Source organism: Rosenbergiella collisarenosi (assembly GCF_018494085.1).
In the GTDB taxonomy this organism is placed as follows: domain Bacteria; phylum Pseudomonadota; class Gammaproteobacteria; order Enterobacterales; family Enterobacteriaceae; genus Rosenbergiella; species Rosenbergiella collisarenosi.
This window is the reverse complement of record NZ_JABBFP010000004.1, coordinates 68,139-87,197: the sequence shown is the minus strand read 5'-3', so window position 1 is coordinate 87,197 and position 19,059 is coordinate 68,139. Positions and strand designations below refer to the sequence as shown.

The window sequence follows — 19,059 nt, the reverse complement described above, 5'->3', positions numbered from 1 at the left end:
GATTGACCTATGAGTCGTACAATTTATTGCACATTTCTACAACAAGACGCCGAAGGCCAAGACTTTCAGCTCTACCCAGGTGAGATCGGTAAGCGTATCTTCCAAGAGATCTCTAAGCCTGCATGGCAGCAATGGATGACTAAGCAGACCATGCTTATCAATGAACAAAAATTGAACATGATGAATCCTGAGCACCGTAAAACGATTGAACAAGAGATGGTAAGCTTTTTGTTTGAAGGCAAAGACGTTCAGATCGACGGCTATACGCCTCCAGAGCAGTCACACTAATAAATTATAATACTTTACGCTAAGCAGCCAGAACTTCACCTTATGAAAAAATTGATTCCTTTAATGCTCATTGCGCCACTGCTTATCTCTTGTTCAAGCGATAAAAAAAGCGTCTTCCATGAAGATTGGGTAAAAGATACCAATGGTTTTGATATCCTGATGGGCCAGTTTGCTCACAATATCGAAAACATCTGGGGAATAAACGAAGTTCTGATTGCAGGTCCTAAAGACTACGTAAAGTATAGCGACAACTATTACACCCGCAGCCACATCAACTTCGAAAGCGGTAAGATCACCATCGAGTCGATTTCGGGGACTAACCCGATGGCGAGCTTACGCGATGCGATCATCACCACGTTGCTAATCGGTGAAAACCCTGGAAATGTCGACCTTTACTCAGATGCCAACGACATTAACGTCAGTCGAGAACCCTTACTTTATGGTCAGGTGTTAGACAATACGGGGCAGCCCATTCGCTGGCAAGGTCGCGCGGGAACCTTCGCAGATTACTTGCTGAAGTATAAATTACATCGTCGTGTGTCGGGCATGCACGTTATTTGGTCCGTTACCATTCCTATGGTGCCGAACCACTTGAACCAACGGGCCCACCGTTATCTTCCGATGGTCCGCAAGGCTTCTGATCAGTATGGGGTGGACGTCTCTTTGATTCTGGCCATCATGCAGACCGAGTCGAGTTTTAACCCCTATGCTGTCAGTAATGCCGATGCACTAGGCCTGATGCAAGTCGTGCAGCATACCGCAGGGGTCGATGTCTTTAGGATGAAAGGGAAGTGGGGTAAACCGAGTCGGAGTTATCTGCTCGATCCTGAAAATAATATCGATGCGGGTACCGCCTATCTCTCCATTCTGCAAAATAGTTATCTCGCAGGGATTATTGACCCGCAATCGCGCCGTTATGCGGTGATCACCGCCTACAACGGTGGGGCGGGCAGCGTACTGAAGGTCTTCTCGAGCAATAAAGATAAAGCGGTCGCGATAATTAATGCCATGCCACCTGCCGAGGTATATCGTATCTTAGTGCGCAACCATCCGGCAGCCGAATCACGACGTTACCTTTATAAGGTCGATAAGGCACAACGCAGTTACTTCCGTTATTAAGAAAAAAGGCCTTGCAGGCCATCTAACTAAAAGTGTCCAAGTTTATGGGGTCACTTCAGAGCAAGGCATTTTTTTTATGCGGTTTCCGGTAAGAATGCTTCGAGCAGTGAATTTAAGAACAGCTTACCTTGTGCGGTTATCTGCCAAACATCGGGCGTTTCCTGCAGATATCCGGCCGCAATGGCCTTATCTAACGCGCCGCGGACATGCTCTTCTGGTAGTCCTGTAAGCGCGGTGAAATCCTGACGCGGGCAAGCTTCCAGCAATCGAAAACGATTCATAAAAAACTCAAAGGCTTTATCTTCGTCGGCCACCATAAACTGTCTATCGAGGTACTCACCCCGCATATAACCTTTTGGGTGGCGAGTTTTCACGGTACGCATAATCGAGCCATCTGCCAGCGTTATTTTGCCATGGGCGCCACAGCCGATACCGAGATAATCCCCGAACCGCCAATAGTTGAGATTGTGCTCGCAGCGATAGCCCGGTTTGGCGTAAGCAGAGGTCTCGTATTGCTCGTAACCCGCCTCACGGAGTAACTGGTCGCCTTGCTCAAAAATATCCCACAAATCGTCATCGTCGGGTAATTTAGGAGGGCGTGAGGCGAAAAGGGTATTCGGCTCGATGGTCAGTTGGTACCAAGAGAGGTGCGGGGGATTTAGCGCTATCGCTTGGCGTAAGTCATCTAAGGCCTGTTCGATACTCTGATCGGGCAGCCCGTGCATCAAATCAAGATTAAAACTACGTAATCCTAGTCCGGTCGCCAACTCAGCTGCGCGGATCGCTTCCCCTGGGCCGTGGATCCTACCTAGACGCGTAAGCTTCTGCGCATCGAAGCTCTGCACGCCAATCGAAATACGATTAATCCCCGCTTGTTGATAACCGCTGAACCGCTCGGCCTCAACGGTGCCTGGGTTCGCCTCCATGGTGACCTCAATCTCTGCAGCGAACGGGATACGTTGACGTACCCCATCCATCAGGTCTTGCATCGCCTGGCTACTTAATAAACTCGGCGTGCCACCGCCGATAAATATCGTCGCGAGTTGACGTCCCTGTACCAAGTGAAGGCTATTATCGAGATCGTTGAGGAGATGCTCGACGTACTCCTGATGGGGCACCTCGCCCTTTAAAGCATGCGAATTGAAGTCACAATAGGGACACTTCTGTACACACCACGGAATATGAATATACAGACTTAATCTGGGCAAGCCATTAGCCATTACGTAACGCTTCCATCAGTTGCTGTAAGGCCTGACCACGGTGCGAGACCGCAGATTTTTCTGCCTTACTCATTTGCGCGGCACATCGCTGTTGCTCAGGGAGATAAAAGATGGGATCGTAGCCGAACCCGCCTTCTCCCATCGGCTGACGTGCAATTATGCCTGGCCAGCGGCCATAACAAACGATCGGCGTCGGATCGTCAGCATGTTGCAAATAGACTAACACACAATGGAAAGCCGCTTGACGCTGCGCATCTGGGATATCTTGCATCGCATCGAGTAACTTTGCCACGTTATCGCTATCGGTAGCTTCTTCACCGGCATAGCGCGCAGAATAGATGCCGGGAGCGCCTTGTAAGGCATCGACCGCTAACCCTGAGTCGTCAGCGATAGCCGGCAGGCCAGTGACGCGGGCGGCATGTCGAGCCTTGATCAGGGCATTTTCGATAAAGGTGAGGCCAGTCTCCTCGACTGAGTCCACGCCTAACTCGGTCTGTGCCGTGATGGATAATCCAAAATCTTCGAGTAAATACGCCAGTTCGCTGACTTTACCGGCATTACCGGTAGCCAATACGACGTTTTGTGGCGAGAGATGATTTGTCATCATTTATAACCACACCCATAAGTTAGGAAAGAGATCCATGCCCAGATAGTTCAACGCGTAAAGAATCAGGATAACAATCATCGCCGAGAAATCGATACCGCCCATAGCCGGTAACCAGCGTCTAATCGGAGACATTAACGGCTCGGTAAGCTGGTAGAGCACATAGTCGACAGGGCTTCTGCCTTGGCTAACCCAGCTCATGATAGAGCGGATCAAAATAACCCAGAAGACTAAGTTACCCGCCGACTTCAGTAGCGACAACACGCCAATCAGCAGTAAGCTCAGTGACAGTGAGAACCCCCCATTATTGATCGCGACAAGTAATGGATACTTAAGGGTCGTCAATACAAATGCGAGGAGTAACGATGCACTATCGATCGGGCCAACGGCGGGAATGACACGGCGTAGCGGTCCGATAATCGGTTGAGTAATTTTCACGACAAACTGGGCGAGAGGATTATAGAAATCGCAACGCGCCCACTGCATCCAAATCCTTAGGAGTAGAACGAGCACATATAGCTCGATCACGGTTTTGACCAAAAACGTCAAGGTATACATAGAGTTCCTTAGCTTACACTGATGGAGAAGGATAGTGGCGGGCGCCAAAGATTGCGCTACCCACCCGTACAAGGGTACTGCCTGCAGTAATCGCGGCATCAAGGTCGTCACTCATTCCTAATGAAAGAGTATCGATACCTGTAAAGCGTTGCGCCAACTGCTGATAGAGCTGAGCCATACGCTGGCAGACCGCCAGCTGCTGGGTATAGTCAGGTTCTGGCGCCGGAATAGCCATAATACCTCGCAATGTTAAGCGAGGTAATTGGCTGATCTCGGTCGCTAATTGGAAAAGCGCCTCCTCGTGGATCCCCGCTTTACTCGATTCATCGCTGATATTAATCTGAATTAATACATTAAGCGGCGGCAGGTGATCGGGACGTTGATCCGCAAGGCGTTGTGCGAGCTTCAATCGGTCAACGGTATGGCACCACGCAAAGTTTTCAGCCACTAAACGACTTTTGTTCGACTGCAAAGGGCCAATAAAGTGCCAGTCGATTCCCGGCAAGTGCGACAAGGACATGATCTTGCCAACGCCCTCCTGCACGTAATTTTCCCCGAAACAACGCTGTCCTGCCGCGTAGGCTGCAGCGATATCGCTCTCAGGTTTAGTTTTACTTACTGCAAGTAAGGTAATTTCTTGGGTAGAACGCCCACAATGCTTGGCAATATCGGCGATCCGTTGTTCCACTGAGTGTAAATTTTGAGAAATGGATGTCATAACCGGAAGTCACTATGGAGTTAACAGAATTAATTGCGCGTAGTGTAAAACATAACGCGAGCGATCTACACCTGTGCTGCGGAGAATTTCCGCGTTGGCGCCGAGAAAACATGATTCACGTCATCCCTGATACCGAGCGATTAATGCGTCGTTGGTTTACTGACTTCGTAGATCTGCGCGTCACGGGAAGGCTTGAGATGCTATTAACTGAGCAAGGGCACTGCGACTTTGCTTTTTTCAGTGAACAAGGTGTGCGTGTCCGGGCATCTCTCTTCACCCAACAGCATGGCTATTCTCTTACACTACGCATACTTCAGACCACCGCGATGCCTATTGAATCTTTACATTTGCCGGCTTCATTAGTTAATCAGGTAAGTTGTGACAATGGTCTGTTACTGGTTACCGGCGCGACCGGGTCGGGGAAAACGACCACCTTAACGTCATTGATCGATTACCTTAATCAACATTACCAACGGCATATCATTATGCTCGAAGATCCTATCGAATTTTGCCATATCCATCAGAAATGTTTAATTCAGCAACGAGAAATTGGTGTGCATGTCGCCGACCTCGCGAGTGGAATTACCGCCGCGCTACGTCAGGACCCAGATATTATCGTTATTGGTGAACTACGCGATAAAAGAACGATTCAACTCGCACTCACCGCAGCTGAAACGGGGCATTTAGTTATCGCGACGCTGCATAGCACGGATACGACTCATGCATTACAACGGTTAATCGATGCTTTTCCCAACCATGAACGAGATACCGCCCGTCACCAACTCGCACAGACCCTGCGTGCGGTATTAGCTCAACAGCTCCAGTTCAGCGATGGAGCAGTAATACCTTTATATGAGCTGTTGATTAATACTAAGGCAGTGGGTAGCCTGATCCGGGAAAATAAACTCCATCAGCTGCATGGCCAATTAGAGCAGGCTCATCAAGATGGGATGTGTTCGTTTCGCCAATCTCTTGAGCGGCAGAGTAGAGCGGATATAGCCTTAGAGCAGGAGGTTACGAATAGAGATTTTCAAACCAGCTTTCTAAGATGATAACCGCCGATTGCGAATCGACACGACCTTTCGTTAACGACTTAAACCCGCCTTTCTCAAAGAGTCGTGCGCGCGCCTCAGTGGTACTCAGTCGCTCGTCCTGTAGCTCTACTCTTTTACCCAATCGTCCATGAAGACGATTAGCAAACTTTCTTGCGCGCTGGGTGAGTTCTTGTTCACTGCCATCCATATTGAGGGGCAGGCCGACGACCAAATAGTCGGGTTGCCATTCGTTAACCAGCTTTTCGATAACGCTCCAATCGGGGATACCCTCTTGGGCTTTAATGGCGGCTAGCGGGGAGGCGGTAGCGGTTAACGTTTGCCCGACGGCAACGCCAATACTGCGGGTGCCGAAGTCGAAGGCGATAAGGGTTTGATTGCTCATTAACTGTGTCCTGCCTCGCTAGCGATCATATGAATAGCGATCCCTAGCTTTGCTGCTGCCGCGGACCAGCGTTCTGATGCCGGTAAACGGAAAATAATATCGTGTGAGGCTGGAACTGTCAGCCAAGCGTTATCGAGAATTTCATTCTCAAGCTGCTGCTGTTCCCATGCACAATAACCCAAGGCGACTAGTACCTGTTCTGGATGATGATCAGTCGTTAAGGCTTCCAGGACATCCTTAGAAGTGGTGACGACAGTTTCAGGCGAAACCTCAATACTGGACGCATACTTGTGCGGCATTGAGTGCAGGATAAATCCGCGATCCTCCGACATAGGGCCACCAGCAAAAACAGGTTGCTCCAGTTGACGTGAGGAGTCATTACCGGAAAGCTCAATATCGAGTTTTACCAACACGCCTTCAACATTAATATTGTCTAACGGCTTATTGATAATGATCCCCATTGCGCCTTCGTCGTTGTGTTCGCAAATATAAATCACAGAGCGTTTAAACAACGGATCTTCTAATGTGGGCATTGCGACGAGGAAATGGTGCTGTAAGTTCATACCGTCTCGAGTGGTTGGGTTTCTGATAGCCACAGGGCTATCAGAAAGATTTAAAATTACGCTTTCGCTATACGTTTCTCAATAGCGTCCATCAGCATACCTGTAATCGAGACTGGGAACTCTGCTTCAATTTCACGAATACAGGTCGGGCTAGTCACGTTTATCTCGGTTAATTTATCTCCGATGATATCCAGACCAACGAAAATCAGCCCTTTCTCTTTGAGAGTTGGGGCTACTTTACGTGCAATCGCCCAATCGCTTTCAGATAATGGGCGAGGCTCGCCACGACCTCCGGCCGCTAAGTTACCGCGTGTCTCCCCTGACTTAGGAATACGCGCTAAACAATAGGGGACAGGTTCTCCGTCTACAACCAGTACGCGTTTATCGCCTTGTGTGATCTCCGGGACAAAGTTTTGCGCCATGCAAAATTGAGATCCTTGCTGAGTTAAGGTTTCCCAAATGACTGAAAAATTGGGGTCGTCTTGCTTAACGCGAAAAATAGACGCGCCACCCATCCCATCTAACGGCTTCATGATGATATCGCCGTGCTCTTGCCAGAAATCACGCAGCGTTTCGCGGCTGCGGGTGACGAGGGTATCTGGAGTCAGATCGGCAAACCAAGCGGTGAACAGTTTCTCGTTACAGTCGCGTAAACTTTGTGGCTTGTTAACAATCAGCGTCCCTTGCTCTTCGGCGCGTTCTAAAAGGTAGGTCGCATAGACAAACTCGGTATCGAAGGGTGGGTCCTTACGCATCAGGATCACATCAAGATCGGCGAGCGGTAGGGTTTGTTCGCTAGTGAACTCAAACCACTTTTCTTCGTTTTGCATTACGGTCAATCCACGAGTCCGAGCGGAGGCAACACCCTTACGTAACGATAAATCGCCCATCTCCATATAATGGATCTCGTAACCACGACGTTGTGCTTCGAGTAACATCGCAAAACTGCTGTCTTTCTTGATATTGATGGTAGTAATCGGATCCATCACTATGCCGAGCTTAATCATACCAACCCCTTAAAAATAAATAGTATTTGCAAGCAATGGACTCAGTATATCAACGGGAAAAGTACCCATTTTACTGAAAATGCCTGATAAAAAATATTATCCTAAATCGCCAAAACGTACCTGAAGAGCGGTGATGGCTGTCAATGCAGTGGTTTCGGTACGTAATACCCGCGGACCCAGTAGAATATCGGTAAAATGATCGGCACTAGCTTGTGCAATCTCTGTGGCCGATAGTCCACCCTCAGGCCCAATCAGTAATCTTACTTTATTGTTGGCCAGAGTGAGGCGGTTGATGCTTTGCGAGGCTCGCGGGTGAAGATTCAATTTGAGTGCATCACTCGGTTCACTTAACCATTCGCCTAATGTCATCACGGGGCGAATATCTGGAATACGATTACGTCCACATTGCTCACACGCGGCGATCGCAATTTTCTGCCATTGTGCGAGTTTCTTCTCGAGGCGCTCTTTATCCAGTTTTACACCACAGCGCTCTGAGATCAAAGGCGTAATCGTATTTACCCCCAGTTCGATCGATTTTTGGATAGTAAATTCCATCTTTTCGCCGCGAGACAGGACCTGTCCCAGATGAATATTGAGAGGTGATTCGCGATCATCGACCTCTGCAGTACCTGTCAGAACGGTAACCTGTTTTTTAGTGGCTTCGACGATCTCTGAGAGAAAAATATGATTACTGCCATCGAACAAGAGTACCTGTTGGCCGGCGACCATGCGTAAAACCCGGCCAACATGGTTGGCGGCGTCTTCGCTAAGCTGAATACGTTGCTGACTGTGGAGTGTTTCGGGATGAAAGATGCGAGGAATGCGCATGGTCTACTCTCTTAATAAAAAAACAAATGAAATCCGCTACCACTATACCTGATAGCTCGTGGCCTGCGTGGACTAATTATACGTTGTACGTGTCAGTTGTAACGACTGACACTGCCTCGCCACCCACGGGTTAGCATTGCCTTGTAGTTTAGTTATACGTTGATCGCGCTGACATTCCCAAGGGGTGACCGGGTAGAGTTTATCCCACGCCATAAAAAGTTGAGTCTGCTGGCGAGAAAGCGATAAATGGTATTGATCGCGCATATATAAGGTTATCCGAGCGATAGGGCCACGGGCACGTACTGCGGGCTGCGTTAGCTTCGCCTTAAAGTCGTTAATCATATCGCAAGCACCGTATTGAAAGGGCTGGCCATTCCATTGGCTGTACGCGAAGTTATTCCTATCGCCATTCACTTCGCCGATTGCTGGTTCGAGGTTATGTAGATCTGATTCAATGCGGCGGTATTCACTATCTTTGCGGCAATTTTTTCTTCCACCCTGTTGCCAACATTGACGCTGGTGGCCGAATACCCAAGCGGGGACGACATGTTCCCATTCAATGCGTGCGGCTCGCTGAGCATTCTTTCTCGGCTGATACCCGCAGGATGCCAAATCTGGAATGCCTTTTTTACCCTGCCACTGAATCGTACATCCGCAATAAAACTCTTGAGCGCCCTGATTAACGTCTACGGCCGCTTTTTTTGCCGCTTGAAAATTATTCTGTTGATAAGAGGTAGCTAGGACTGGCGAAGATAAGACAAGTAAGGCTAAGAAATTGAGTTTGAGGCGCATATTCTAATAAATAAATTCAAGTTACATCGAGGGCCTATCATACCGCATCTTGCTCGCAACAAGAGACTAAAAGCGGATGATATTTAGGGCTGGAATTCGCCGAAGATCAGCGTCTGTGCACACTGGCGACAGCGATATTCGGTCTCACCGCGTACGACACGATTATGACGACGCACGGTCAATGCGTGCTGTTGGCAGTGGCAATGGTAGGGGAAGGTCTGACCGGCTACGGAGGTAACCTCAAACTTATGCGTGCGTTCTGCGCTGACGCTAAACACCGTCTCCATCATCCAACGCCATTCTCGGCCATGTGGCGCAACCCGGCCAAATTTCTTCCAGACGAGTAGATGGGCGAGTTCGTGAGGGATAACCTCGTCGACAAATGCCTGCTGGTTTTCTAGACACAGTACGGGGTTGAGCCGAATTTGCCACTCGCTAAGCCAGGCACTGCCTGCAGTGGTACCGCGTTGTTGCCAACTTATCGATGGCTCACAGAGTGGGGAGTCAAAGAGAGGGGCGGCAAGGCTGAGATAGTGGCGCAAGGAACGGTAAATCGCTTGATGTAGGGCGGTGGGGAGGCGAAGGTTTTTTTTCATTGGATAAGAATAACATAAAAAAAGGGGTGACTGCGTCACCCCTTATCGATCAATCGCGTGAACCGATATCCTTCAACTTCTTACCTTTCATTAGGTTTCTTTCAATGTGCTCTAGCGAAACATTTTTCGTTTCCGGAATGAGGCATATAGTCAGAATAATGAAGACCACGTTCAAGGCTGCGTATAGCCAGAAGGTTCCTGCATTACCTAAATTATTCAGTAAGGTTAAGAAAGTCGCACCAACGATCATATTCGCAATCCAGTTCGTCGCGGTAGAGACGGTGATACCAAAATCACGTCCTTTAAGCGGCTGGATCTCAGAGCAAAGTACCCAAATTAATGGACCCGCACTCATTGCGAAACCGACGATAAACATTAATAACATAGCGATAGCGAAGTATTGTGCGCCAGATGAGTGAATGCCTAGGTGCAGCATCGTCCCCAATACGCCCATACCGGTAGCCATCACGATAAAGCCGAGCACTAGCGTAGGCTTACGGCCCCAACGGTCAACCAAACCAATCGCGATGAAGGTCGCAAGGACGTTGACTAGACCAACAAATACGGTGCCCCACATTTGCTCTGTCGTATTGGTGAAACCGGCGATTTCGAAAATCTTCGGTGCGTAATACATGATGACGTTCATACCTGTAAATTGTTGAACGACTTGTAGTAACACACCTAGGTAGACAGCACGGCGGAAGTTGCTGTTATCTTTGAACAGCGCCCAGCCCGTCTGTTTGATTTTCAGACTTTCACGAATTTCATCCAATTCACGCTTCGCTTGCTCGCTCGTATCACGAAGGCGGTCTAGGACTTTCTGTGCGTCGTAGAATTGACCTTTCGCCGCTAACCAACGTGGGCTATTAGGCAGGAAGACGACGCCGACAAGTAATAGCGCTGCAGGGATAGTAATAACTCCCAGCATCCAACGCCAGTCACCGCTATAACTAAGCGCGGTATCAGATAGATACGCACCAAGAATACCGATGGTGATCATCAGTTGATAGAGAGAGATCATGCTCCCGCGGATTTTTTCCGGAGCAATTTCCGAAAGGTAAAGTGGCGCGGTATAAGAGGCGATACCCACCGCGAGGCCCAGAAGCACCCGTGCGGAGATCAGCATCTCAGGCGAGGTCGCTAACGCTGACCAGAGAGAGCCGATAACGAATAGGATAGCACCCGCCATTAAACTCTTTTTACGTCCTAGGGAGGACGACATCCAGCCGCTACCCACCGCACCGACGGCAGCACCGAACATCATGGAGCTTACGATCCACTCTTGTTGATGAGGGGTCACGTTAAATTCTTTGGCGATGAAGGGAAGGGCTCCCGCGATAACGCCGATGTCTAAACCAAATAATAGCCCTGCAAGTGCAGCGAGAAAGCAAACGAAAAACGTCATCATTTTATTCGACGTTCTACGCTTTGGGGTATTTACAGGCATGAATGCCTCCGATGTTAATTTTCTTATCGTTGTGATTTTACGTAATTATATGTCAACTATCAGTGAGCCAGATCACAGCGATGTAATCGATTACATCTAGAGCGACCTAAATGATACTCAATAACTTCAATAAGCTAGCTAGCGTTGATTGTTGACGTAACTATACATACATATCGTGCATTTATAGTCGTTATGGCCTAACAAATCACACTTTTTCTACCAATTAGTTTAATAGGCGTAATTAAGGTTAAGAGTAAGTTGTGTAATCGTTATCACTCAGAGGGTTATAGGTGTGAAATGCGGGGGGCAGGGGGATGACTAGGGCGGACATTACTCCGCCCTAGCGTTAAACATTTACTTCAGATTTGCCGCATCACGCAGGGCAGCAGCTTTATCTGTCTTCTCCCATGGGAAATGCTCACGGCCAAAGTGACCATAAGCCGCTGTCTCACGGTAGATTGGGTGCAGAAGATCTAACATTTGGATCAGGCCATAAGGGCGCAGATCAAAGAACTCGCGTACCAGAAGCGTCAGCTGCTCGGTAGGCAGTTTCTCAGTGCCGAAGGTTTCAACCATAATTGAAGTCGGCTCTGCTACGCCAATCGCGTAAGAAACTTGAATTTCACACCGATCGGCAAGGCCAGCGGCAACGATGTTCTTCGCAACATAGCGTGCGGCATAGGCTGCTGAGCGGTCGACTTTCGAAGGATCTTTACCCGAGAACGCACCGCCACCGTGACGAGCCATACCGCCGTAGGTATCGACGATAATTTTACGGCCGGTCAACCCACAGTCGCCCATCGGTCCACCGATAACAAAGCGTCCGGTTGGGTTAATAAAATATTTGGTATCCGCTTTCAGCCATTCAGTCGGGAGTACCGGCTTAATAATGGTTTCCATTACGGCTTCTTGTAACTCTTTCTGTCCGATATGCTCTGCATGTTGAGTGGATAACACTACAGCATCGATACCGACGATTTTGCCGCCGTCATATTGAAAGGTTACTTGGCTTTTCGCGTCCGGACGTAACCACGGCAGAGTGCCATCTTTACGCACCTCTGATTGACGCTGTACAAGGCGGTGAGCATAGGTGACCGGGGCAGGCATCAGCACATCGGTCTCATTGGTCGCATAACCAAACATCAGCCCTTGGTCGCCAGCACCTTGCTCAAGAGGATCTTGACGGTCAACGCCTTGGTTGATGTCAGGAGATTGTTTACCAATCGCGTTTAGCACGGCGCAGGAATTTGCATCAAAGCCCATGTCTGAGTGGGTATAACCGATATCGCGTACGGTTTGACGGGTAATCTCTTCGATGTCTACCCATGCAGAGGTGGTGATCTCGCCACCGACCAGCACCATGCCGGTTTTTACGTAAGTTTCACAGGCGACACGGGCTTTCGGGTCTTGCTCGAGGATTGCATCTAATACTGCGTCAGAGATTTGATCGGCGATTTTATCAGGATGCCCTTCTGAAACGGATTCTGAAGTGAAAAGATGTTTAGCCATTATATAGTTACCTTGCTTAAGGGATTTTATGTGCGTGCACTTAACCTAAGTGCTGTCTCAATGTCGACACTTAATCGCTGAGAGTATGACGACCTTGTCAAATAGAGTACGAGGAAAACGTTAACGGATGGTTTTCCATCTGGACGGCTATTCTAGGGCAGTATGGTCTCGTAATTCCAGTGATTTTTCCGAATTAGCGCATCGATAGCCACGTCCATGCAGTTTATAGCCTAGATGCCGGACAAACTTTTTGCATTTTTATTCCCTTAGGGGTATAAATCGCGAAGCCATATTTACCGGTAACGACTCATCAAAGTCTATGATAACGATGTAGTTTTACCGTTTATTGGCATAACGGGCTAGAGACGTGGCGGCCTGACCCAATCACTGAAAAAGTCAGTAACACTCTTCGTCCCTATCCCCTGGGGACGGCAGCGATAAACGGGAGTAAACTTGCCGTTGCGACCATGCTGTAGGGTCTAAGAAATTACCCTGTTCTTTGATAAAAGCGTTCGACCAATGACGAGTATTTGCAGTGCTTAGTGGGTTGCGCTAGGGTAAATACTTATTCGTTTTTTTCGATATAGAGGCATGAGATGACCGACGTCATTAAAAATATTCGAGGTTCATCCGCTGGCGAACATGGTGAGCTGCGTTCGATGCAAGAAGTTGCCGTTAACGACCAAGAAGCTAGTCGCATGTTACGGACCTATAACATTGCTTGGTGGGGAAATAACTATTATGACGTCAATGAACTCGGTCATATTAGTGTCTGCCCGAACCCCGATATTCCGTCCGCTCGCGTTGATTTAGCTAGATTGGTTAAAGAGCGCGAAGCACAGGGACAGCGTCTTCCTGCGCTGTTTTGCTTTCCGCAAATCCTTCAGCACCGTTTGCGTTCCATCAATGCCGCGTTTAAACGTGCGCGTGAATCCTTTGGCTACCGTGGCGATTACTTCCTCGTCTATCCGATCAAAGTTAACCAACATAAGCGGGTCATTGAATCGCTTATTAACTCGGGTGAACCTTTAGGGCTAGAAGCAGGATCGAAAGCAGAATTAATGGCGGTACTCGCGCATGCGGGGCAAACGCGCTCGGTCATCGTCTGTAATGGCTATAAAGACCGCGAATATATCCGTTTGGCGCTGATCGGCGAAAAGCTAGGCCATAAAGTCTATCTAGTCATCGAGAAAATGACGGAGATTCGGCTGGTCTTAGAAGAGGCTGAACGCCTAAATGTGGTGCCGCGTCTAGGTATCCGTGCGCGTCTGGCCTCGCAAGGCTCGGGCAAGTGGCAGTCGAGCGGCGGGGAAAAATCGAAATTCGGACTTTCAGCATCGCAAGTGCTGGAGCTTGTCGATATCATGCGTCAAGCTGGCCGCTTAGAAAGCCTACAGCTGCTTCATTTCCACCTTGGATCGCAGATGGCGAATATCCGCGACATCTACACCGGTGTCCGCGAATCTGCACGTTTCTATGTCGAACTCGCCCGCTTAGGGGTACAGATCAAATGTTTCGATGTAGGCGGCGGCTTGGGCGTCGATTACGAGGGAACTCGCTCGCAATCCGACTGTTCCGTCAATTACGGATTAAACGAATATGCGAATAATGTCATTTATGCCATCGGTGAGGCATGCGAAGAGCATGGCTTAGAGCATCCGACAGTCATTACGGAATCTGGGCGTGCCGTTACCGCGCACCATACCGTATTAGTATCAAATATTATTGGTGTAGAGCGTAATAGCTTCACTCCGCCGCATGCTCCTGAAGCCGATGCGCCTCGTCCACTGCTTAGTATGTGGAAAACGTGGCAAGAAATGCACGAGACGCAAGGACATCGTTCTCTGCGAGAGTGGCTCCACGATAGCCAAGTCGATTTATCGGACATTCATACCGGTTACTCTTCCGGCATGTACACCCTAACGCAACGCGCATGGGCTGAGCAGTTATACTTGAATATCTGCCATTACACGCAACAGCATCTTGATCCAAGTAACCGAGCACACCGGCCTGTGATTGATGAGCTTCAAGAGCGTATGGCCGATAAAATTTATGTGAACTTCTCTCTATTCCAATCCATGCCAGATGCATGGGGAATCGATCAGCTGTTCCCCGTTCTGCCTCTCGAAGGTCTAAATAAGCAACCACAGCGCCGTGCGGTATTGTTAGATATCACCTGTGATTCCGATGGTACTATCGATCACTATATCGATGGCGATGGCATTGCGACCACGATGCCGATGCCGGAGTACGATGTAGAAAACCCACCGATGCTCGGTTTCTTCATGGTCGGTGCCTACCAAGAGATCTTGGGGAATATGCACAACCTGTTTGGGGATACCGAGGCGGTCAACGTCTACGTTAATGAAAATGGCGCAGTGGACGTTGAGTTATCTGATGAAGGCGATACCGTGGCCGATATGCTGGAATATGTGCAACTCGATCCGCAGGAGCTGCTCAGACTGTTTTACCAACAAGTCAAAGCGAGCGATATCGCTGAAGAACTTCGCGATCAGTTTTTATCTGAGTTCGAAAGCGGCCTTTACGGCTACACCTATTTAGAAGATGAATAATCCCTAGTCTATTAAGGCGCCGTGTAAGCGGCGCCACTATAAGGATAAAATATGTATAACACCTTAGGTAACGAGTACGACAACTCACTGGTGTCTAACGCCTTCGGTTTTCTGCGTTTTCCCGTCAATTTTCAACCCTACGATAGCGACGCAGAGTGGGTCATTACTGGCGTTCCTTTCGATGCGGCAACATCAGGCCGTCCGGGAAGCCGTCTTGGCCCCAACGCTATCCGCCAAATCTCTACCCAACTCGCGTGGGAAGGGTGCCGTTGGCCGTGGAAGTTCGACCTGCGCCAACAACTTAAGGTCGTCGATGGTGGTGACCTCGTCTATGCTTTCGGCGACTCCGCAGATATGTCTGCAAAGTTACAGGCACACGCTGAAAAGCTTCTGACTAAGGGGAAACGCCTGTTGACCTTCGGCGGAGACCACTACATATCGTTGCCACTATTGCGTGCACATGCAAAACATTTCGGTAAGATGGCCTTGGTCCATTTCGATGCCCACACGGATACCTACTCGAACGGCCCCACTTTCGATCACGGCACAATGTTCTATACTGCACCCAAAGAAGGGCTTATCGATCCTGCCCATTCGGTGCAAATTGGTATCCGTACCGAATACGATCCGTCGTTAGGGTTTAATGTCCTGGATGCGGGGTGGGTCAACGATACGCCAGTCGACGATATCCTGGCTAAAATCCGCCAGACTGTCGGCGATCTGCCGATTTATCTCACTTTCGATATCGATTGTCTCGATCCGGCTCACGCCCCAGGTACAGGTACTCCAGTGGTTGGCGGGTTATCCAGTGATAAAGCGACTAAGTTGCTACGCGGTTTACAGGGGCTAAACATTGTAGGTATGGACTTGGTAGAAGTCGCCCCCGGCTACGATCATGCCGATATTACAGCGCTCGCTGCTGCAACTGTGGCTCTCGATATGCTGCATGTTCAGGCAGCAAATAAGCAGGCTAAGCGTTAATCGTTTCTGTTAACAATTTATTTATGAGGAGTGAAAGATGGGATTACTCGATAGCATTGTAGGATCGCTCACTGGTGGAGAGGGTCAACAAAACTCGCTGAGTCAACTTCAAGCAGTCTGGTCTTGGGTTCAAGAGCAAGGCGGCGTAGAAGTGCTAATTCAGAAGTTTCAGCAAGGCGGGCTAGGGGAAATCCTCTCTTCATGGCTTAGCAACGGTAGCAATCAATCCGTGAGTCATAGCGACATTCAATCAGCCTTTAGCCAGCAAGATCTACAATCGCTCGCAGATAAACTCGGCACCGATGTGCAGGGCGCTTCTGGCACACTGTCGGCGGTCCTTCCGCAGTTAATGGATAAGATCTCTGCGCAAGGCGAAGTGCACCCAGAAGCTAGTGGTAATGCGCAAAATGACCTTGGCTCGCTCGTCGACTCTATCTTCAAGCGTTAAATTGTGCGGATCGAATGTACTTTCATTCGATACATCATGTACATTGGAACAACTAAGTTTCCAATTTGTGTTGAAAATGTTTAAAAATCGACACAACTATATCATCCGATCTGGAGTGAAAGATGCCTTCTGAAAAAAAACTCGCTAATGCTATCCGTGCACTCAGCATGGATGCGGTCCAACGTGCTAAATCTGGCCACCCAGGCGCACCGATGGGCATGGCAGACATCGCGGAAGTACTATGGCGTGAATTTTTAAATCATAACCCTAAAAACCCATCATGGGCAGATCGTGACCGCTTCATCCTGTCTAACGGCCACGGTTCCATGCTGATTTATAGCTTGTTGCACCTCAGCGGTTATGACCTGCCTATCGAAGAACTGAAGAATTTCCGTCAGCTGCACTCTAAAACCCCTGGCCACCCTGAATACGGTTACACCGCGGGTGTCGAGACGACAACCGGTCCACTAGGACAAGGTATTGCTAACGCTGTTGGTTTCGCGATTGCTGAACGTACGCTAGCGGCGCAGTTCAACCGCCCTGGCCACGACGTCGTCAACCACTACACTTACGCCTTCATGGGCGATGGTTGTATGATGGAAGGGATCTCGCACGAGGCTTGCTCGCTGGCGGGTACGCTGCAACTCGGTAAACTAATTGCTTTTTATGATGACAACGGTATCTCTATCGATGGTCATACTGATGGTTGGTTTAGCGATGATACCGGTCTACGTTTCGAAGCGTACGGTTGGCATGTTATTCGTGGCGTTGATGGTCACAACAGCGAATCTATTCGTCGCGCTGTAGAAGAGGCCCGTGCGTCAGAACGCCCTACACTTATCATGTGTAAAACCGTTATCGGCTTTGGTTCACCGAACAAAGCAGGGACCCATGACTCCCATGGTGCACCGCTGGGCGATGACGAAATCGCTCTGACTCGTAAACAACTTGAGTGGGACTCTGCGCCATTCGAAATTCCTGCTGATGTCTATGCTGCATGGGATGCTAAAGAAGCGGGCGCGAAGAAAGAGCAAGCGTGGAATGAGAAATTCGCCGCTTATGCGAAAGAATTCCCTGAACTGGCGGCTGAATTTAAGCGCCGTACTGCGAACGAGCTCCCGGCTAACTGGGCGGCAGAGTCACAGAAATTCATCGAAGATCTACAAGCTAACCCACAAAAGATTGCTAGCCGTAAAGCTTCACAAAACGCGATCGAAGCTTATGGCAAGTTGTTACCAGAATACATGGGCGGCTCCGCTGACTTAGCGCCAAGTAACTTAACCATCTGGTCAGGCTCTAAGTCAATTAAAGACGATCACGCTGGTAACTACATTCACTACGGTGTCCGTGAGTTCGGTATGACAGCGATCGCTAACGGTATCTCGCTGCACTCTGGTTTTATTCCTTACACCGCTACCTTCTTGATGTTCGTTGAATATGCGCGTAACGCTGCACGTATGGCGGCATTGATGAAACTTCGTCAAATCTTAGTCTATACCCATGACTCAATCGGGTTAGGCGAAGATGGTCCAACGCACCAGCCGGTAGAGCAGGTAGCAAGCTTACGTACTACGCCAAACATGAGCGTATGGCGTCCTGCTGACCAAGTGGAAACTGCGGTAGCTTGGAAAGAAGCCATCGAGCGCAAAGATGGTCCTTCGGCACTGATCCTGTCTCGTCAGAACTTAGCTCAGCAAGAGCGTAGTGCTGAACAACTAGCGGCAATCAGTAAGGGCGGCTACATCCTGAAAGATAGCGAAGGTCAACCTGAGCTTATCTTTATCGCAACCGGTTCAGAAGTTCAGTTAGCGGTCGATGCTGCAGAGAAACTGACCGCTGAAGGCCGTAAAGTGCGTGTTGTATCGATGCCTTCTACCGATCATTTCGATAAGCAAGATGCTGCTTACCGCGAGTCTGTATTGCCAGCTGCGGTGACGGCTCGTGTAGCGGTTGAAGCGGGTATCGCCGACTACTGGTATAAGTACGTCGGCCTACAAGGTGCTATCGTTGGTATGACAACCTTCGGTGAGTCAGCGCCTGCTGAGCAACTATTTGTAGAGTTCGGCTTCACTGTCGATAACGTTGTAGCAAAAGCGAAAGCGATTCTGTAACACTATCGCTTATCGACTAAGCATGGCCCTGGGCCATGCTTTTTTTTTGCCCAATAGCCGGCTAGAGGATAGTGAGCGGTACTGTTGTAGATCGAAAATCGCACTCAGACATCCTAGGATATCGCGTGAATATGTGATCTTGATCGTACTTTGCAAAGCACAGTTGATCTCTATCATTCCGTACGGTCACGAGTTGATTTATTCTCAAGTGAATCGTTCCAGCTCGGCTGAAATAAGGTATCTAAATTTATCGAATCGTT

General features: G+C 49.1%; 19 protein-coding genes. 7 read left to right on the top strand and 12 right to left on the bottom strand.

Translation table 11 applies throughout. From position 1 onward, the window contains the following. Positions 1-9: 9 nt before the first annotated feature. A complete protein-coding gene (locus HGT70_RS08250) occupies positions 10-288 on the top strand; it encodes an oxidative damage protection protein (RefSeq protein WP_071431858.1) in 279 nt (92 codons plus the stop codon). Positions 289-330: 42 nt separating this feature from the next. After that, positions 331-1,407 carry a membrane-bound lytic murein transglycosylase MltC gene (gene mltC / locus HGT70_RS08245; RefSeq protein WP_071431856.1) on the top strand — a complete coding sequence of 359 codons (1,077 nt, stop codon included), beginning with the start codon at positions 331-333 and terminating at the stop codon, positions 1,405-1,407. Between the two features lie 74 nt (positions 1,408-1,481). On the opposite strand, the gene hemW is transcribed toward mltC, so the two are convergent. The 4 genes from hemW to HGT70_RS08225 are packed head-to-tail and all read right to left on the bottom strand — an operon-like array spanning position 1,482 to position 4,507. Continuing rightward, positions 1,482-2,627: a radical SAM family heme chaperone HemW gene (gene hemW, locus HGT70_RS08240; protein WP_214195566.1), complete on the bottom strand. Its 1,146-nt coding sequence runs from the start codon at positions 2,625-2,627 to the stop codon at positions 1,482-1,484. Beyond that, positions 2,620-3,231, bottom strand: a complete 612-nt coding sequence (gene rdgB / locus HGT70_RS08235) for an RdgB/HAM1 family non-canonical purine NTP pyrophosphatase (protein ID WP_071435093.1) — start codon at positions 3,229-3,231, stop codon at positions 2,620-2,622. Before rdgB ends, hemW begins: the two co-directional genes overlap by 8 nt. Before the next feature lie 3 nt (positions 3,232-3,234). Then, a complete protein-coding gene (locus HGT70_RS08230; RefSeq protein WP_071431852.1) occupies positions 3,235-3,789 on the bottom strand; it encodes a YggT family protein in 555 nt (184 codons plus the stop codon). 13 nt (positions 3,790-3,802) lie between these two features. Further along, complete coding sequence (locus HGT70_RS08225) at positions 3,803-4,507, bottom strand: YggS family pyridoxal phosphate-dependent enzyme (protein ID WP_214195565.1); 705 nt, start codon at positions 4,505-4,507, stop codon at positions 3,803-3,805. Positions 4,508-4,521: 14 nt separating this feature from the next. Here HGT70_RS08225 and HGT70_RS08220 point away from each other — a divergent pair, with 14 nt between their 5' ends. Further along, complete coding sequence (locus HGT70_RS08220; RefSeq protein ID WP_214195564.1) at positions 4,522-5,559, top strand: type IV pilus twitching motility protein PilT; 1,038 nt, start codon at positions 4,522-4,524, stop codon at positions 5,557-5,559. On the opposite strand, the gene ruvX is transcribed toward HGT70_RS08220, so the two are convergent. The 8 genes from ruvX to metK form a co-directional block, all read right to left on the bottom strand. Then, positions 5,522-5,944, bottom strand: coding sequence for a Holliday junction resolvase RuvX (ruvX, locus tag HGT70_RS08215; RefSeq protein ID WP_071431846.1), 423 nt, complete (start codon positions 5,942-5,944; stop codon positions 5,522-5,524). The genes HGT70_RS08220 and ruvX overlap by 38 nt on opposite strands. Beyond that, a complete protein-coding gene (locus HGT70_RS08210) occupies positions 5,944-6,507 on the bottom strand; it encodes a YqgE/AlgH family protein (RefSeq protein WP_071431844.1) in 564 nt (187 codons plus the stop codon). Before HGT70_RS08210 ends, ruvX begins: the two co-directional genes overlap by 1 nt. Positions 6,508-6,563: 56 nt before the next feature. Next, the gene (gene gshB, locus HGT70_RS08205; RefSeq protein WP_214195563.1) at positions 6,564-7,514 is read right to left on the bottom strand and encodes a glutathione synthase; all 951 of its coding nucleotides are present in this window, start codon (positions 7,512-7,514) and stop codon (positions 6,564-6,566) included. A 96-nt stretch (positions 7,515-7,610) separates the two neighbouring features. Beyond that, positions 7,611-8,342: a 16S rRNA (uracil(1498)-N(3))-methyltransferase gene (gene rsmE / locus HGT70_RS08200; protein ID WP_071431840.1), complete on the bottom strand. Its 732-nt coding sequence runs from the start codon at positions 8,340-8,342 to the stop codon at positions 7,611-7,613. A gap of 72 nt (positions 8,343-8,414) precedes the next feature. After that, positions 8,415-9,134, bottom strand: a complete 720-nt coding sequence (gene endA / locus HGT70_RS08195) for a deoxyribonuclease I (RefSeq protein WP_214195562.1) — start codon at positions 9,132-9,134, stop codon at positions 8,415-8,417. An 83-nt stretch (positions 9,135-9,217) separates the two neighbouring features. After that, positions 9,218-9,730 (bottom strand): SprT family zinc-dependent metalloprotease, encoded by a 513-nt coding sequence (locus HGT70_RS08190; RefSeq protein ID WP_214195561.1) that lies wholly within the window; start codon positions 9,728-9,730, stop codon positions 9,218-9,220. Between the two features lie 49 nt (positions 9,731-9,779). After that, complete coding sequence (locus tag HGT70_RS08185) at positions 9,780-11,177, bottom strand: sugar porter family MFS transporter (RefSeq protein ID WP_071431835.1); 1,398 nt, start codon at positions 11,175-11,177, stop codon at positions 9,780-9,782. Between the two features lie 354 nt (positions 11,178-11,531). Next, positions 11,532-12,686 carry a methionine adenosyltransferase gene (gene metK / locus HGT70_RS08180; RefSeq protein ID WP_071431833.1) on the bottom strand — a complete coding sequence of 385 codons (1,155 nt, stop codon included), beginning with the start codon at positions 12,684-12,686 and terminating at the stop codon, positions 11,532-11,534. A 596-nt stretch (positions 12,687-13,282) separates the two neighbouring features. On the opposite strand from metK, the gene speA reads away from it, so the two are divergent. From speA to tkt, 4 genes are all read left to right on the top strand, one after another. Continuing rightward, on the top strand, positions 13,283-15,259 hold the full coding sequence (gene speA / locus HGT70_RS08175) for a biosynthetic arginine decarboxylase (RefSeq protein WP_214195560.1): 1,977 nt from the start codon (positions 13,283-13,285) through the stop codon (positions 15,257-15,259). Positions 15,260-15,310: 51 nt separating this feature from the next. Then, complete coding sequence (gene speB, locus HGT70_RS08170; protein WP_071431829.1) at positions 15,311-16,240, top strand: agmatinase; 930 nt, start codon at positions 15,311-15,313, stop codon at positions 16,238-16,240. A 37-nt stretch (positions 16,241-16,277) separates the two neighbouring features. Beyond that, positions 16,278-16,688: a YidB family protein gene (locus tag HGT70_RS08165; protein WP_071431826.1), complete on the top strand. Its 411-nt coding sequence runs from the start codon at positions 16,278-16,280 to the stop codon at positions 16,686-16,688. Positions 16,689-16,810: 122 nt separating this feature from the next. Further along, positions 16,811-18,799 carry a transketolase gene (tkt, locus tag HGT70_RS08160; protein ID WP_071431824.1) on the top strand — a complete coding sequence of 663 codons (1,989 nt, stop codon included), beginning with the start codon at positions 16,811-16,813 and terminating at the stop codon, positions 18,797-18,799. Positions 18,800-19,059 lie beyond the last annotated feature (260 nt).

What these genes read in the sequence shown, in the direction of transcription:
- HGT70_RS08250 (WP_071431858.1), top strand. Translation starts at nt 10, where the DNA reads ATGAGTCGTACAATTTATTGCACATTTCTACAACAAGACGCCGAAGGC.
- mltC (WP_071431856.1), top strand. Translation starts at nt 331, where the DNA reads ATGAAAAAATTGATTCCTTTAATGCTCATTGCGCCACTGCTTATCTCT.
- hemW (WP_214195566.1), bottom strand. Translation starts at nt 2,627, where the DNA reads ATGGCTAATGGCTTGCCCAGATTAAGTCTGTATATTCATATTCCGTGG.
- rdgB (WP_071435093.1), bottom strand. Translation starts at nt 3,231, where the DNA reads ATGACAAATCATCTCTCGCCACAAAACGTCGTATTGGCTACCGGTAAT.
- HGT70_RS08230 (WP_071431852.1), bottom strand. Translation starts at nt 3,789, where the DNA reads ATGTATACCTTGACGTTTTTGGTCAAAACCGTGATCGAGCTATATGTG.
- HGT70_RS08225 (WP_214195565.1), bottom strand. Translation starts at nt 4,507, where the DNA reads ATGACATCCATTTCTCAAAATTTACACTCAGTGGAACAACGGATCGCC.
- HGT70_RS08220 (WP_214195564.1), top strand. Translation starts at nt 4,522, where the DNA reads ATGGAGTTAACAGAATTAATTGCGCGTAGTGTAAAACATAACGCGAGC.
- ruvX (WP_071431846.1), bottom strand. Translation starts at nt 5,944, where the DNA reads ATGAGCAATCAAACCCTTATCGCCTTCGACTTCGGCACCCGCAGTATT.
- HGT70_RS08210 (WP_071431844.1), bottom strand. Translation starts at nt 6,507, where the DNA reads ATGAACTTACAGCACCATTTCCTCGTCGCAATGCCCACATTAGAAGAT.
- gshB (WP_214195563.1), bottom strand. Translation starts at nt 7,514, where the DNA reads ATGATTAAGCTCGGCATAGTGATGGATCCGATTACTACCATCAATATC.
- rsmE (WP_071431840.1), bottom strand. Translation starts at nt 8,342, where the DNA reads ATGCGCATTCCTCGCATCTTTCATCCCGAAACACTCCACAGTCAGCAA.
- endA (WP_214195562.1), bottom strand. Translation starts at nt 9,134, where the DNA reads ATGCGCCTCAAACTCAATTTCTTAGCCTTACTTGTCTTATCTTCGCCA.
- HGT70_RS08190 (WP_214195561.1), bottom strand. Translation starts at nt 9,730, where the DNA reads ATGAAAAAAAACCTTCGCCTCCCCACCGCCCTACATCAAGCGATTTAC.
- HGT70_RS08185 (WP_071431835.1), bottom strand. Translation starts at nt 11,177, where the DNA reads ATGCCTGTAAATACCCCAAAGCGTAGAACGTCGAATAAAATGATGACG.
- metK (WP_071431833.1), bottom strand. Translation starts at nt 12,686, where the DNA reads ATGGCTAAACATCTTTTCACTTCAGAATCCGTTTCAGAAGGGCATCCT.
- speA (WP_214195560.1), top strand. Translation starts at nt 13,283, where the DNA reads ATGACCGACGTCATTAAAAATATTCGAGGTTCATCCGCTGGCGAACAT.
- speB (WP_071431829.1), top strand. Translation starts at nt 15,311, where the DNA reads ATGTATAACACCTTAGGTAACGAGTACGACAACTCACTGGTGTCTAAC.
- HGT70_RS08165 (WP_071431826.1), top strand. Translation starts at nt 16,278, where the DNA reads ATGGGATTACTCGATAGCATTGTAGGATCGCTCACTGGTGGAGAGGGT.
- tkt (WP_071431824.1), top strand. Translation starts at nt 16,811, where the DNA reads ATGCCTTCTGAAAAAAAACTCGCTAATGCTATCCGTGCACTCAGCATG.